The organism is Rubripirellula lacrimiformis (genome assembly GCF_007741535.1).
GTDB lineage: Bacteria > Planctomycetota > Planctomycetia > Pirellulales > Pirellulaceae > Rubripirellula > Rubripirellula lacrimiformis.
Map to the genome: position 1 here is coordinate 477,616 of NZ_CP036525.1, position 14,334 is coordinate 491,949.

Here is a 14,334-nt window from a genome sequence, read left to right on the forward strand (position 1 = left end):
CTGCCGTAGCCGAACGAAGCAACGAGCGATCAATCGGTGTTGCCCGATCATTGGCATCGTATCAATGCCCTCGACGCCCGGTTGCCGGATCCGCGTCGCTCCGCTCCTTGATCCGGCCTACTTCACTTCGGCTATGCGTTGGATCGCTCTCGTTCTGACGGGCGCATAAGAAAACCTCGCCCACCATGTGCGGGCGAGGTTCGATGCTGATCAACAAAACGCTGATTGGCGATTAAAACTCTTGGATAATCTCTTTCGAAGCTCGTGTGCCGAGTGCGCCCCACAAGCCATAGGGACTCTTTGCACCAGGATTGTTGTCGCCGGTGATGATCGGAGCGTTTTGATTGCCAGCTTCGATCGAATCCGTGATGAATTTCACGGCACCGTCCGTCATCAATACATGAACGCCACCCTGGTGGAAGCTGCTTGGCGCAAATGCTCCCGGGTTATCCGCCCACTGGCCGATGCACAGTTCGCTATTCGGAGGACGAACCGTGTAGACATTCGAAATGCCAGAGCGAAGTGCTGCCGCCCATCGCATCCCGCGACTGTGGCTGGTGCTGGATTCCAGGTTGGAAGGAACCGTACAACCGGTGCTGGATGGGCCGCACCAGAATTGGGGTCGTTCTGGGTCAAGCTCGTTGGATGTCACGCAGTGCGAAGGGTCGTTCTGCACATCGTTCGCGCTGCCACCACTGTTCCATGAGTAAGCACCGCGTTTGTCTCGGTCACCTTGGTCGGTAATGATTTCGCCCATTGCGATTGTGTTGGACAGGCCGTCCTTCACGTCACGGAAAGCGCGAGCAACGTGCATCGAAAATACGCCACGATGAACAGCCCTGGCTTGGCTGGCACCCCACGTGCTGGTTGTTGGCCCGTACGGTGGGTTGTCCGTCCCATTCACGTTGATGTGGCTTTGATGCCGAGTGCTGAACGAGTCGCCCACGCACATGCCGTAGTTGGTACGGCCGAGCCCTGGCAAGCCTTTGCCACCATCGCTTGGGCAACGAATGTTAGAAATTTCGGTCGCCCATGGAACGTAGCCGGGATCCGTTGAGAAGGACTTTGGACTTGGCCCCATGGCTGGCCATGCGCCGGGGATTCCGGTGTCTCCGGGTGGTGGCGCGCCGGTCACGGTTCGGGTGTCCGGGTTCGAAATTTGTTCCCACAGCGCTTGTTGCTCAAAGAACGGTGTTAATCCAACCATGGCGCTTACGGTCAGCTTGTTAGAACTGTTGGATCCTTGCCACCAGTTCGATGATCCTGCGGTCAGTCCCACCCCGGTTCCGGTACCGTGCTGGGGCAACTGATTGAACGCGGAATGGTAGTTGTGCATTGCCAAGCCGATTTGCTTGAAATTGTTGCTACAACTCATCCGACGGGCAGCCTCTCGGGCTGCTTGAACAGCGGGCAATAACAGTCCCACTAAAACTCCAATGATGGCGATAACCACCAACAATTCGACCAATGTAAAGCCATTGGCCCGACGATCTCGTTGACTCATGTAGTCACTCCAAAGAAAGACTGGGAAAGAGGATTGGGCCGAAGGGGGGATGGATTGACCATAAACGCGACTAATAACATGCTGTTCCACCGTGACCTCGGCCCGATCTAGCCTAACGTCTGCGAGGGGGGCCCGGACAACCTGAAGCCGATAGTTTCCCTGGAAAAAAGAGAAAATTTCCTGCGTGGCGGTGCTTTTGGGGGGCTGTCGTGATCGGATGCACAGTGCCGTTGCCGCTTGATTCTCGGCATCGGTCCGGCTGGCTGGCATGCATCCGGACAGTGCCCAAAGATGATGTGCGTCCGAACAGCAAACCTGCCTGAAGCGTGCCTGTTTGCCACTCGAAAACGGGGTTTGGTGAGCACGGTCTGAATCGACCCGAATCCGGACGTGATCGGCGTTGGGTCAACGACGACCGATTGCCCGGATCGCAAGGCACTGCTTGATCAGCAGCAGGCGATCAACGACGCGCTGGTTCAGCAGATCGAGATGGTCTCTGCACTCGCTCCGCTGCCAATGTCGGTATCGGCGGATCAGTAGGGGGATTTCTCCAGACCTCCCACGCGGTCGATCGATTGGGAGACCGTGGGGCACGTCGTAGATATCCGCGGCAACGGAGGTGCAGATTTTTGGGAGGCGTGCCAGCGTTCAATGGATCCAGCGATGGAAGTCATCCATGACGGGTGTCCTGTTGTTGCCGGATTGCTTCGCAACCGAAGAACGACAGGACACCCACTTTTGAAATAGCGATTCAGGTTCCGCTAAGCCGCGAATTCGAACACCCCTCAACCAATCGTGATTTGGGGACCTGACGAGACCAGATCCGTTTCACTGGATGACGATTGGTGCGACTCGCTGATCAGAGATTATCGGGTTGATTCTCGCATCGACTTCTCATAAGCCGCACTTTCTGCAGCCGTCATTTCCGGCTCTTCTTCGGGGACCTCTCGGATGACTTCAGTGTCACCACCGGATCCGCCACAACCGACGAGGGAAAATGTGGAAACGCTGAAAACAGCGATCCAAATAAGGCAAAACTTCTTCATGTTAAGGTCCTTGGAGGGGATGAATGGGGAAGGCCAGCATAGGGTGCTTGGGGCACGCCATTTGTTTTTCGCTGTGGGGATAGCTTAACAGCTCGAAACTGCCGTCGCCACCAAGTTGGGGGCAGCTCGAAAATGAGTTTGCTGAATCGGCAATCGCAGTGCATTAGAGTTCATCGTTTCGATATCTGGTCAGTCAGATCAGGGTTGGTTATCGCGAATCGATCGAAACAAGATTGGTGAACGTTCGGCCATCCAGGGATCTCCCGATTGTCCTCGTTTGTTCTGGCGAAACGGTTGGACATGTTGGTGAAAGACCATTGGCTAGCCGAGAAGGCTTGCGGTGAAAAATTCGCTCTTTCACGCGGCCCACAAGCAACACGCTGAGCCATTGGACGCTTCCTGCACGACGCTCTGTGAAAGGATGCAACGCATTGAACCGGAGGTTTAGCGGGATCTGGTTCAATCAGGCTGCCGCACCGCTATGGAGATTCGGTAAGCCCTCGAAGGCGTCTAATGCCAAGACGTTCGGTTGCTCCAGAACCCCCGGCCGAACTCTGGATGCGTTTGTCGATCGAGTCGAACTTTCAACGGCAATGGTGAGCCGCGGGCCGTGAGGCCACGGGCATTAGGGGGATTCCCGGCCGCTCACGCGATCACGGCTCACTCAATCGATGAACTCTTGGCGATTTTCGCTACGTTGCTGGTTGGTTAGCCGCTTGGGCGATCGCCTGGGTTTGTCATCCTTGAACCGTCACTAGCGGCCTGCTGATTAAGTCGTTTTCCTGAACTTAACGTGCAAATCATAACCCGCTGCGTGAGCGAGGGATCACGTCGAATCCCTCGCTCGCGCAGCGGGTTACTCAATCAACAGCCCGCTAGCGCCCAAACGGCTAGGGAGGTTCTGTCCCAATCGTTCCTGTCTATCGGAGTTTGCCAAACCAAGCCGCATGAATTTGACCGTAAGGGTTGTCGTCCGCGAGAGCGAAACTGTCCAAGAAGCCGTTCGTCGGTTTCGAACGATGTGTCGCCGATCGGGCACTTTTGCCGGCGTTACGTTCGCATGAACGATCGAAATCGCCAGTGTTAGTACTGCGAATCCAAGGGCGTTGATAGACGCCGACGACTTCATCTTGCCAAAGGGCGGGCTCGCAGGTGATCGGAAGTGGCGGATCCGGCGCTGCCCCCGCCGGGGCGCCTGTGGGGCGGCCTACTCTGATTCGGTGACTTCGAGTCCAAGGATGGAAACGTCGTCGATCGGACCGCGTTCACCGCACCAATCTTCAACCGATTTCAGCAGCGATGACACACTGTCTTGCAGTGAATTGGATCGGCTGTCCGTGATGACATCGAGCATTCGTTCTCGCGAAAACTGGTCGTTCTGGCCGTTCATCGCCTCGGGAACACCGTCGGAGTAAAGGTAGATTCGATCTCCCGGTTTCAATTGAATCACCTCTTCGGCGAACTCGATGTCCTGCGCCCAACCGATCGTCATTCCATCGCACTCAACCATTCGCGGCGCACACGATTTGGGTAGTTGCACGATGGGGTCGTGCCCTGCAGATACAAATCGGAACTGAAGCGTTTTCAAATCGATCACGCCATACAGCATCGTGAATGACAGTTCATTCTGCTCTTCCATTGGAAAGCGACGATTCAATTCCTTGGCCACATCTTTGGGGGCAGTCACCCGCGGTGATAGCTCGCCTTTGTGTTGGCGGACCAGCAGGGACGACGTCGAGACGCGGGAGGTCAGCAGTCGTCCGATCGTCACCGAAAGCAAGGATGCTGCCACCCCATGACCGCTGACATCGACGACGTACAGCGCGACGTGCCGGTCGTCCAGCGGGATCACATTCAGGAAATCACCCGCTAGTTCGTCGCACGGTCGGAACGCCCAAGCGATTTTCAGTCGATCTAGTTTTGGCAGTTCGGAAGGCAGCAGCGATTGTTGAACGCGAGCTGCGGCCTCCAGGTCCCACTTCATCCGCTGGCTGACTTTCTGGAGCCGTTCATTGGCTTCTCGCGACGCCGCTTCGGCTTCCTGTCGGGCGGTGATGTCCGATTGCACGCCGATGAAATGAGTCGTCTTTCCGCTCGCGTCACTGATGGGTGTCACCGATAGACGGTTCCAGAACTTGGTCCCGTCTTTGCGATAGTTCAGCAGTTCGACCACCACGGGGCGATGGTTGCCAATGGCGTCGCGGAGTCTATCGACGGTGGATGGATCGGTGTCTTCGCCCTGCAGGAATCGACAGTTTTTCCCCAGCACGTCGACGCGGGAGTATCCGGTCAGCCGTTCGAATCCCTCGTTGGCGTAGATGATGGGATTGTCGGGCTGGCTGGGATCGCTGATCGTGATTCCCTCGGCAGAAGATCCAAGGGCACGGTTCTTCAGTTCCAGTTGGAACTCGAAACTCTGGTCATCCAACAGCATGGACGTATGCTCCGAAGCGTCTCTGCTCGTCTCTTCTGGTGCGTTCATCGACTCGCTGGTTCGGTTAGGATTGTCGTCATACCATGGCAGGTTGAAGTGGTGGCATTAGACCATAAAAAGCCGAGCCGCCGGTTGGCGAGGGATGCGTCCATGGAAGGTCACGGAAACGTAAACGGAGCTGGCCACCTGATCGGTTTCGCTGTTGGTGTCGGCCGTGTTACCTTCGAGGTTCTCGGCCATTTCAACCAGCCCCAGTCTCAACAACTCAGTGAGGCGGCCGTCAATCGCCTTCTCGGCGGCACGTGGATGGCGATCTGTCGAAACGACGGAGGCAACTACCACTTCACTAGCAGTGTGGATGCCGTGGCATGGGACGTGGCAAAGGAAATGCCTTTCGTTCCCAGCGGACTGAATTCCAAGCCGACCTTCGACCGGTTCGGCGGCATCTATTATCTCGGCTGGCAGGAAGCCACTCGCATCGACGGGGGCAATCGCAGCGTCTTCGACGTGGATGTTTCGCACGACGGCAGAATCGAGTCTTCGCTTACCGCAAACTAGGCTGCCCCTGGCGAAGCGTTCCTACCGCCCACGCCAAATCGGTAGGTCGATCGTTTCCCAACGTTTCGATTGGATCGACCGATAGCTAGCGTCGACAATGGCGTTCACGACGTATCCGTCGTAGAACGTCTCGGAGGGCTGGCGTCCTTGGTCCATGGCGTCCAGCATGTCGGTGAACATGGTGTTGTATCCCAACGCCGCGACTTCATCGCCGACCGGGAACATCCAGCCACCGCTGCGTTCCGATTTTTCGGTGGTGCACTGGGCGCTGTCCTTCGCCGAATACATTTCCATGCCTGTGCGTAGCCAGTGATTCAGCCACAGAGTGCCCTCGGTGCCGGCGACTTCGTCGCGCAGGTCCATGCCACCGCGAAATGCCCAACTGACCTCGAATTGACCGATCGCTCCGTTTTCATAGCGAACCATGCCAATGGCATGATCTTCCGCTTCGATCGGATGCACTTGCGTGTCGCCCCAACACACGACTTCGACCGGGCGGATGTCTTTGCCAATGAACGCGCGTGCGATTTCGATGCAGTGGCAGCCTAGGTCTATGATGGCACCTCCACCGGCTCGTTGCTGGTTCCAGAACCAATCGCTATGCGGTCCTGGGTGCGTTTCGCGAGATCGAACCCACAGGATTCGGCCCAGGTCACCGGCCTGAACCGATTGCAGGCCTTTGAGTGTTTTGGGCGGATAGACCAAGTCTTCCAGATAGCCGTGGAACACGCCCGCGGCTTCTACGGCGCGCAGCATCCGCAACGCTTCAGCGGAACTGCGTCCTAGCGGTTTGGTGCACAGCACGGCTTTGCCCGCTTTGGCTGCCGCCATCACCGCCCGTTCGTGCAGGTCGTTCGGCAGCGCGATGATCACGGCGTCCGTGGAATCGTCACCGATTGCGTCATCCAGGTTTGCCGTCCAGCGGTCAACGCCCCACTTCGCAGCGAACGCCGCCGCGTTCTCCGGCGATCGTGAATACACCAGTTGGACACGGTCGCGGCTGCGCCCGGCGTGCAGTGCCTGCGTATAGGACGATCCAATCAGGCCAGTGCCCAGCATTGCAATGCGAGTCATCAGCTGGACACCGATTCGGAAGTCAATCGCTTACCGACGCGTGCATCATCCCAGCGCTGCAAGGGCTCGTAACTGGCATGTTTGCCGGTGATGAACGGGTCGTTATGTCGTGTGTTGTAGCAGCAGATCAATGACCAACGCGGATGTTCGCTTTCGTTCTTGTCGCTGCGGTGCAGCAGGTTGGCATGAAAGAATAGGACATCCCCCGGCTGCATTTCGCAGTAGACCAGTTCATGGTGCTTCATTGCCTGTTCGACTCGCACCATATCCGCCCCGGCCTGTTGTCCCGACTTGCCATGATCGACCCGGCCTATCTTGTGAGAACCTTTCAAGACCTGCAGGCATCCATTTTCTCGGTTGGCTCGATCGACCGCCAGCAATGCGCTGCCCATGTCGGGGTACAAGCAACCGAAGTCGTACCAATACCCATAGTCTTGATGCCATTCCCAGGCACCGCCGACACGCGGCTCCTTCAGCATCATTTTGTGGTGATAGTGATAGATTTCGGAACCGAGGAACGCTTCCATTGGATCGACGATGCGGCGCGAACGCACGATCGCCGTGTACATGGAATCGTCGTCCAGGTGATTGCGAAGCGCCAATCGGCTCTCGCCACCGGTGGCATCCTTTCGAGTGATCGCTTCCGCATCGAGTTTGCGATCACCTTTGGAATAGCGGAGCAGGCCAGCCATTTCATCGGCGTCGAAAACATTGGGGATCAACACGTAACCGTCGCGATGAAAATCTTGAACTTGGTCGGTGGTTGGCATGGCATGACCTGGGATTGTTGTGAATCAGTCGTCGGCTTCGCGACCCCGATTTCAATGGCGTGCACACCAACGAGTAAACGACTCAAAAAACGTACTGTCAAGTCCAGTGAAGAAGAGGGACGCTTCGGTGCGATCCACATCGGAGTCGTTTCACCGCGTCCAGCGATCCGCTACTGGATCGTTTAACCGTGCGGGCAAAGCCCCACGCGTGTATGGGTGAAACGCGTGATCCGCTGCCGGATCGTTTAACCGTGTGGGCAACGCCCCACGCGTGTATGGGTGAAACGCGTGATCCGCTGCCGGATCGTTTAACCGTGCGGGCAACGCCCCACGCGTGCATGGGTTGAAACGCGTGGCCCGCTGGGCACACGGTTAAACGATAGCGGGCGACGCACCGGGAGAGGTTCCGTCGAGTCGTGTGATCCGCTGCTGGATCGTTTAACCGTGCGGGCAACGCCCCACGCGTGCATGGGTGAAACGCGTGGCCCGCTGCTGGATCGTTTAGCCGTGCGGGCAACGCCCCACGCGTGCATGGGTGAAAGGCGTGGCCCGCTGCCTGATCGTTTAACCGTGCGGGCAACGCCCCACGCGTGCATAGGTGAAACGCGTGGCCCGCTGGGCACACGGTTAAACGACAGCGGACGCCGCTTCGCGTCGGGTTCCGTCGTGTCGTGTGATCCGCTGCTGGATCGTTTAACCGTGCGGGCAACGCCCCACGCGTGTATGGGGTGAAACGCGTGGCCCGCTGGGCACACGGTTCAACGACAGCGGACGCCGCACCGCGTGAGGTTCCGTCGAGTCGCGTGATCCGCTGCTGAATCGTTTAACCGTGCGGGCAACGCCCCACGCGTGCTTGGGTTGAAACGCGTGGCCCGCTGGGCACACGGTTAAACGATAGCGGACGCCGCTTCGCGTGAGGTTCCGTCGAGTCGCGTGGCCCGATGCCGGATCGTTTAACCGTGCGGGCAACGCCCCACGCGTGTATGGGTGAAACGCGTGGCCCGCTGGGCACACGGTTAAACGACAGCGGACGCCGCACCGCGTGAGGTTCCGTCGTGTCGTGTGGCCCGCTGCTGAATCGTTTAGCCGTGCGGGCAACGCCCCACGCGTGCATGGGTGAAACGCGTGGCCCGCTGGGCACACGGTTAAACGACAGCGGACGCCGCTTCGCGTGAGGTTCCGTCGTGTCGTGTGATCCGCTGCTGAATCGTTTAACCGTGCGGGCAACGCCCCACGCGTGCTTGGGTTGAAACGCGTGGCCCGCTGGGCACACGGTTAAACGATAGCGGGCGACGCTTCGCGTGAGGTTCCGTCGTGTCGCGTGATCCGCTGCTGGATCGTTTAACCGTGTGGGCAACGCCCCACGCGTGCATGGGTGAAACGCGTGGCCCGCTGGGCACACGGTTAAACGACAGCGGACGCCGCTTCGCGTGGGGTTCCGTCGTGTCGCGTGATCCGCTGCTGGATCGTTTAACCGTGCGGGCAACGCCCCACGCGTGTATGGGTTGAAACGCGTGGCCCGCTGGGCACACGGTTAAACGACGGCGGACGCCGCTTCGCGTGAGGTTCCGTCGTGTCGCGTGATCCGCTGCTGGATCGTTTAACCGTGCGGGCAACGCCCCACGCGTGTATGGGTGAAACGCGTGGCCCGCTGGGCACACGGTTAAACGATAGGGGGTGACGCTTCGCGTGGGGTTCCGTCGTGTCGTGCGATCCGCTGCTGGATCGTTTAACCGTGTGGGCAACGCCCCACGCGTGCATAGGTGAAACGCGTGGCCCGCTGGGCACACGGTTAAACGACAGCGGACGCCGCACCGCGTGAGGTTCCGTCGTGTCGCGTGATCCGCTGCTGAATCGTTTAGCCGTGCGGGCAACGCCCCACGCGTGCTTGGTTGAAACGCGTGGCCCGCTGGGCACACGGTTAAACGACAGCGGACGCCGCTTCGCGTGAGGTTCCGTCGAGTCGTGTGATCCGCTGCTGAATCGTTTAACCGTGCGGGCAACGCCCCACGCGTGCTTGGGTTGAAACGCGTGGCCCGCTGGGCACACGGTTAAACGACAGCGGACGCCGCTTCGCGTCGGGTTCCGTCGTGTCGTGTGATCCGCTGCTGGATCGTTTAACCGTGCGGGCAACGCCCCACGCGTGTATGGGTGAAACGCGTGGCCCGCTGGGCACACGGTTAAACGACAGCGGGCGCCGCTTCGCGTGGGGTTCCGTCGAGTCGTGTGATCCGCTGCTGAATCGTTTAACCGTGCGGGCAACGCCCCACGCGTGCATGGGTGAAACGCGTGGCCCGCTGGGCACACGGTTAAACGATAGGGGCGCCGCTTCGCGTGAGGTTCCGTCGTGTCGTGTGATCCGCTGCTGGATCGTTTAACCGTGCGGGCAACGCCCCACGCGTGTATGGGTGAAACGCGTGGCCCGCTGGGCACACGGTTAAACGATAGCGGCGCCGCTTCGCGTGAGGTTCCGTCGAGTCGCGTGATCCGCTGCTGGATCGTTTAGCCGTGCGGGCAACGCCCCACGCGTGCTTGGGTGAAACGCGTGGCCCGCTGGGCACACGGTTAAACGATAGCGGGCGACGCTTCGCGTGGGGTTCCGCTGTGTCGCGTGGCCCGCTGCTGGATCGTTTAACCGTGCGGGCAACGCCCCACGCGTGCTTGGGTTGAAACGCGTGGCCCGCTGGGCACACGGTTAAACGACAGCGGACGCCGCACCGCGTGGGGTTCCGTCGTGTCGTGTGATCCGCTGCTGGATCGTTTAACCGTGCGGGCGACGCCCCACGCGTGCTTGGGTTGAAACGCGTGGCCCGCTGGGCACACGGTTAAACGACAGCGGACGCCGCACCGCGTGAGGTTCCGTCGTGTCGTGTGATCCGCTGCTGAATCGTTTAACCGTGCGGGCAACGCCCCACGCGTGCATAGGTGAAACGCGTGGCCCGCTGGGCACACGGTTAAACGATTGGGGGGATCCCCGCAGACTACTCGGCGCTGCGGCCTTTCGGGGTGTCGTAATAGGCTGACATCTGTTTCCACCACGCCTCGAGTTGCGGTTTCATGGCGTTCACGATGGTGGGGTGCGATTGGGCTACGCTGGCTTGTTCGCCGATGTCGTTCTTTAAATCGAATAGCTGCAGGGACGTGCCATCAGGATGCATCAGTAACTTCCATCGCCCGTCACGCATCGCCAGTGGCGGGCTGATGTGGTCTGGGTTTCCTGGTTGGATGCTGCCGTGAACACCGTACTCCCAGAAGATCGGAGCATCACGGTCCGTCGGCATTCCCAATAGCGCCCCGGACATGTCGATGCCGTCCGTTGGTTCGGTGGGTTCCACGCCACAGATCGATGCGATCGTTGGCAGGACATCGATTGCCGCCATGACCGTGCGGTCGTCGGTGGTAGCGGGCGCGATCTTGCCAGGCCAGCGAGCGATGAATGGCATGCGAATGCCGCCCTCGTACAGACTCCACTTGCGACCGAACAATGGTCCAGTGAAACCCGGCGGATCGAAACCTTTCTTGTAGTAGCGAGGCCAGTCGGTGGGCCCATTGTCGCTGGTGAACAAGATCAAGGTATCGTCGGCTAACTGCAGGTCATCGATCGCGGTCAACAGTCGGCCAATCTGTCGGTCCATCTCGTCCAACACGGCAAAGAATTCGATGTCCGGAGGATTCTTGGACGTACCAACCCATTTTTGATGTTGTTCATCCGACGGTGCGTGCCCATCGTGCACGTCATTGGGGAAGACACGTAGGTAGAACGGTTGGTCGTGGTTCCGCGTGATGAAGTCGATCGATCGATCCACGTAGGTTTCGGTTGTCTTGTGCTTGGGCAAGTCCAGAATTTCACCCCGGCCGTGTTCCCAGCTCTGTTCTTGATTGCCCGTTTTCTGCCACAGGATCCGATCGCCCAGTCCTTCGAAGGAAACGAGGGATTCGTCGAAGCCATATTCTTGGGGCAGCGGAGCGTCGCCGACGTCGCGGCCACCGCCCATGTGCCATTTTCCAAAGTGTGCGGTTCGATACCCGGCACGCTTCAGTAGCTTGGCCAGTGTCGGAGCCGATGGGTCTAGCCAATCCGGCATTTGGCGATCGCGATTTGATTCGCGAGTGGCAAGGTACGAATGGATCCGATGTCGCTGTTGATATTGGCCGGTGGTCAACGCCACTCGCGAAGCAGAGCAGATGGGCGAATTGACATAAAAGTTCGTCAGACGAATGCCCTCATTGGCCAGTCGGTCAATGTTGGGAGTCTTCATGGCTGGGTTTCCGAAGCAACTCGGATCCGCGTACCCCATGTCATCGATGAACAGGACCACAACATTGGGGCGGAGATGGTTCGTTTCGATCGCTGGTTGCTGGCCTCGGGACGATGGGCAGCACGTCAGCAGGATGAAGGTCGCTAACAGGCAAGTGGCTGGTTTGCTGCGGAAGGTTAGCATCGGCTGGATGGTCATTCGGGATGGCGTGGGGGGGCGGGTCGGTTCGTATTGTATTGCCCCGATCACGACGAGGGGATCCAGCCTGCCAGACAGGCTTGGTGCTAACAGGATAGTCGTTCGATCGTCCCCGCGCTGGCTCGATCGACTACGCTGGGGGGAAGTTCTATTTCGGCCAGCATTTACGAAAAACTCGCTATGAAACACTGCATCTTCTTGCTCGGCTTGACGCTTTCTGTTTTGGTGGCCAAGGGGGCCCATGGGATCGATTCGGCACGCCCGAACATTTTGTATTTCTATGTCGACGACATGGGATGGGGATCCATCGGGCCCAATGGCCAGGCCGCTCGCAAAGCCCAGGGGTTGCCGTACGTGCGGACGCCCAACTTGGATCAGCTTGCGGCCCAGGGTGTCAACTTTACCCGTGGCTATGGCTGTCACGTTTGCTCTCCCGCTCGATCATCCCTGCAAACAGGTTTTCACCAGGGGCATACCTTTGCCGATCGCAACGATCCCGACAACGCTCGGAAAGCACTGCGTGCCGATGACGTGTTGGTCGGCGATGTGTTATCGGCGGCCGGCTATGTGACGGGATACTGGGGCAAGTGGGGGTATGGCGGATCGAAGGATCAGGTCGATCCAGTCATCCAGAACGTGCAGACGTTGCCAACCCAGCATGGTTATACGCACGTGTTGGCCGAACTCCATCACGTGCGTGCGCATACGTTCTTTCAGCCGACTTTGTGGAGTGCGCCTGCGGTGCCCGGAGCTGTTGGTGGCATCCAGTTGGTGCCCAATTCGATGACGCGATATCAGGGCAACGTGTCTTATCCGAACGCGCCGGCAAATCAGAATCACGCTGACTATCCTGCGACGGCCTACTGTGACGACTCGTACGCCTTTGCTGCATTGGATTTCGTGCGCACGCAGGGTCAGAACTACAATCGCACCGGGCAACCATTCCATGGACTTCTTGCCGTCCAGATCCCTCACGCTCCCTTCGGTGAGATCGCGTCGCTGCCACAGTGGGACGAAGGATACGCCAACGATCCGAAGTTTTCGCAGCTCTCGGATCAGACTCGACAGTGGGCAGCCATGGTGACCCGTATCGACGCCCACTTTGGCAATCTGTTGGCGGCGCTCGATGACCCGAACAACGATGGGGATACATCGGATTCGATCGCGGACAATACGCTGGTGATTTTTCAGTCCGATAACGGAGGCCCCGGTGGGGGCAGTCATGTTGAACTGAACGCAAACGGTGGTCTACGCGGTACCAAGGGCATGATTCAAGAAGGCGGTATTCGAGTCCCGTTTCTGATGCGGTGGCCAGCAAAAATTTCGACCAACACGGTGTTGAAGGCGGGGACCGATAGCGACATGGTCGTCGACGTGACCGATCTGTTGCCGACTTTCTGTGAACTGGCTGGCGTGCCGGTGCCGCTGGGAATCGACGGTGTGTCGATCGCGCCGACTCTGCTTAGCAAAGGACATCAACGGCATCGGGATTTCATCATCCACGAAGCGAGCAATGGTCAATCCATCATTCGTGGCAAATACAAACTGGTGCGTTCCAAACGATCCCCGCTGAAACTTTACGACCTGGATGCGGATGCGGCAGAGACAACCGATATCGCAGCCGATCATCCCGACTTGGTCAGCGAGATGGAAACGCTGCTGTTGGGCGAACGGGTTGCCGAGCCAAAAGGATTCGCCAACACGTATCACCGCTGGACAGGCCGCGACGGTGCCTCGACGGATGATCCCGACAACTGGTCCGACTACCAGTACTCCAACGCTGGCATCACCTACATGCAGGATCCGGGTTCGCCGCAGTTGTCATGGGTGGCAAGGATCCGGAATGATGGCGACAGTGACAACGTCGCGGTTGCGAACTCCGACCTAAAAGTTCTGGGGCTGGAGATTCGTGGCGGTGCGGATGCCAGCCAATCGTTGCTGCTTGGGCCCGGTGTCAACTTGGTTGGTCGCAATGAAATTCGGTTGGCTGCAAATGCTAGGTTGACGGTTCATGACGCTGTCGTGTCGACGCTGCGTTGGATCGATATTCAACCCACCGCCACCTTGGTTGGCCAAGGAACGATCGATGGCACCCTCTACAACGACGGGCTGGTTGCCGTGACAGGCACCAATCGCCCCAAGCTAGTCGTCCATGGCGACTATCATCAGTCGGCCGAGGGCAGGCTAAAATTGTCACTGACAAATGATGGGAACTCGGTGCTTTCAGTCACCGGACACGCCAACCTCGATGGTGTGCTCGCGATCGAAACGACCGCCGGGTTTCGTCCCATTCCCGGGGGTGCGTTCGCCGTCATCGAATCCCAAGCAATCACAGGCCGATTCGCCAACGCCGGTGACGAAGTTGTCGCGGGAGACGGTCGACGCTTTGGAATCGAGTATTCACAGTCGACGGTGACTCTTGTCGCACAGGAACGATAATTCTCGATTTGTAACCGGCGGTCTCGGATCTTATGATGGCTGACCCCACCAC

9 protein-coding genes are annotated in these 14,334 nt (G+C 58.7%); 3 read left to right on the plus strand and 6 right to left on the minus strand.

What is annotated here, in order from left to right:
- Positions 1–232 precede the first annotated feature (232 nt).
- Positions 233–1,504, minus strand: coding sequence for a DUF1559 domain-containing protein (locus tag K227x_RS01695; RefSeq protein ID WP_145167781.1), 1,272 nt, complete (start codon positions 1,502–1,504; stop codon positions 233–235).
- A 390-nt stretch (positions 1,505–1,894) separates the two neighbouring features.
- On the opposite strand from K227x_RS01695, the gene K227x_RS30170 reads away from it, so the two are divergent.
- Positions 1,895–2,044: a hypothetical protein gene (locus K227x_RS30170; protein ID WP_218933695.1), complete on the plus strand. Its 150-nt coding sequence runs from the start codon at positions 1,895–1,897 to the stop codon at positions 2,042–2,044.
- 326 nt (positions 2,045–2,370) lie between these two features.
- Here K227x_RS30170 and K227x_RS01700 read toward each other — a convergent pair whose 3' ends face one another.
- Entirely contained in the window at positions 2,371–2,550 is a 180-nt protein-coding gene (locus K227x_RS01700) for a hypothetical protein (RefSeq protein WP_145167782.1), read from the minus strand.
- A gap of 1,207 nt (positions 2,551–3,757) precedes the next feature.
- Positions 3,758–4,984: a PP2C family protein-serine/threonine phosphatase gene (locus K227x_RS01710; RefSeq protein ID WP_218933696.1), complete on the minus strand. Its 1,227-nt coding sequence runs from the start codon at positions 4,982–4,984 to the stop codon at positions 3,758–3,760.
- Between the two features lie 6 nt (positions 4,985–4,990).
- Between K227x_RS01710 and K227x_RS01715 the strand changes: the two genes are divergently transcribed.
- Positions 4,991–5,542, plus strand: coding sequence for a hypothetical protein (locus K227x_RS01715; protein ID WP_218933697.1), 552 nt, complete (start codon positions 4,991–4,993; stop codon positions 5,540–5,542).
- A 21-nt stretch (positions 5,543–5,563) separates the two neighbouring features.
- On the opposite strand, the gene K227x_RS01720 is transcribed toward K227x_RS01715, so the two are convergent.
- From K227x_RS01720 to K227x_RS01730, 3 genes are all read right to left on the minus strand, one after another.
- Positions 5,564–6,616 (minus strand): Gfo/Idh/MocA family protein, encoded by a 1,053-nt coding sequence (locus K227x_RS01720; protein ID WP_145167786.1) that lies wholly within the window; start codon positions 6,614–6,616, stop codon positions 5,564–5,566.
- On the minus strand, positions 6,616–7,386 hold the full coding sequence (locus tag K227x_RS01725; RefSeq protein ID WP_145167787.1) for a phytanoyl-CoA dioxygenase family protein: 771 nt from the start codon (positions 7,384–7,386) through the stop codon (positions 6,616–6,618). Before K227x_RS01725 ends, K227x_RS01720 begins: the two co-directional genes overlap by 1 nt.
- Before the next feature lie 2,981 nt (positions 7,387–10,367).
- On the minus strand, positions 10,368–11,843 hold the full coding sequence (locus K227x_RS01730; protein WP_218933698.1) for a sulfatase-like hydrolase/transferase: 1,476 nt from the start codon (positions 11,841–11,843) through the stop codon (positions 10,368–10,370).
- A 180-nt stretch (positions 11,844–12,023) separates the two neighbouring features.
- Between K227x_RS01730 and K227x_RS01735 the strand changes: the two genes are divergently transcribed.
- The gene (locus K227x_RS01735; protein WP_145167789.1) at positions 12,024–14,282 is read left to right on the plus strand and encodes a sulfatase-like hydrolase/transferase; all 2,259 of its coding nucleotides are present in this window, start codon (positions 12,024–12,026) and stop codon (positions 14,280–14,282) included.
- Positions 14,283–14,334: the final 52 nt, after the last annotated feature.

Bases quoted from the DNA above. Each gene is read 5' to 3' on its own strand.
- K227x_RS01695 (WP_145167781.1), bottom strand. From the start codon at position 1,504: ATGAGTCAACGAGATCGTCGGGCCAATGGCTTTACATTGGTCGAATTG.
- K227x_RS01700 (WP_145167782.1), bottom strand. From the start codon at position 2,550: ATGAAGAAGTTTTGCCTTATTTGGATCGCTGTTTTCAGCGTTTCCACA.
- K227x_RS01710 (WP_218933696.1), bottom strand. From the start codon at position 4,984: ATGCTGTTGGATGACCAGAGTTTCGAGTTCCAACTGGAACTGAAGAAC.
- K227x_RS01715 (WP_218933697.1), top strand. From the start codon at position 4,991: ATGCTCCGAAGCGTCTCTGCTCGTCTCTTCTGGTGCGTTCATCGACTC.
- K227x_RS01720 (WP_145167786.1), bottom strand. From the start codon at position 6,616: ATGACTCGCATTGCAATGCTGGGCACTGGCCTGATTGGATCGTCCTAT.
- K227x_RS01725 (WP_145167787.1), bottom strand. From the start codon at position 7,386: ATGCCAACCACCGACCAAGTTCAAGATTTTCATCGCGACGGTTACGTG.
- K227x_RS01730 (WP_218933698.1), bottom strand. From the start codon at position 11,843: ATGACCATCCAGCCGATGCTAACCTTCCGCAGCAAACCAGCCACTTGC.
- K227x_RS01735 (WP_145167789.1), top strand. From the start codon at position 12,024: ATGAAACACTGCATCTTCTTGCTCGGCTTGACGCTTTCTGTTTTGGTG.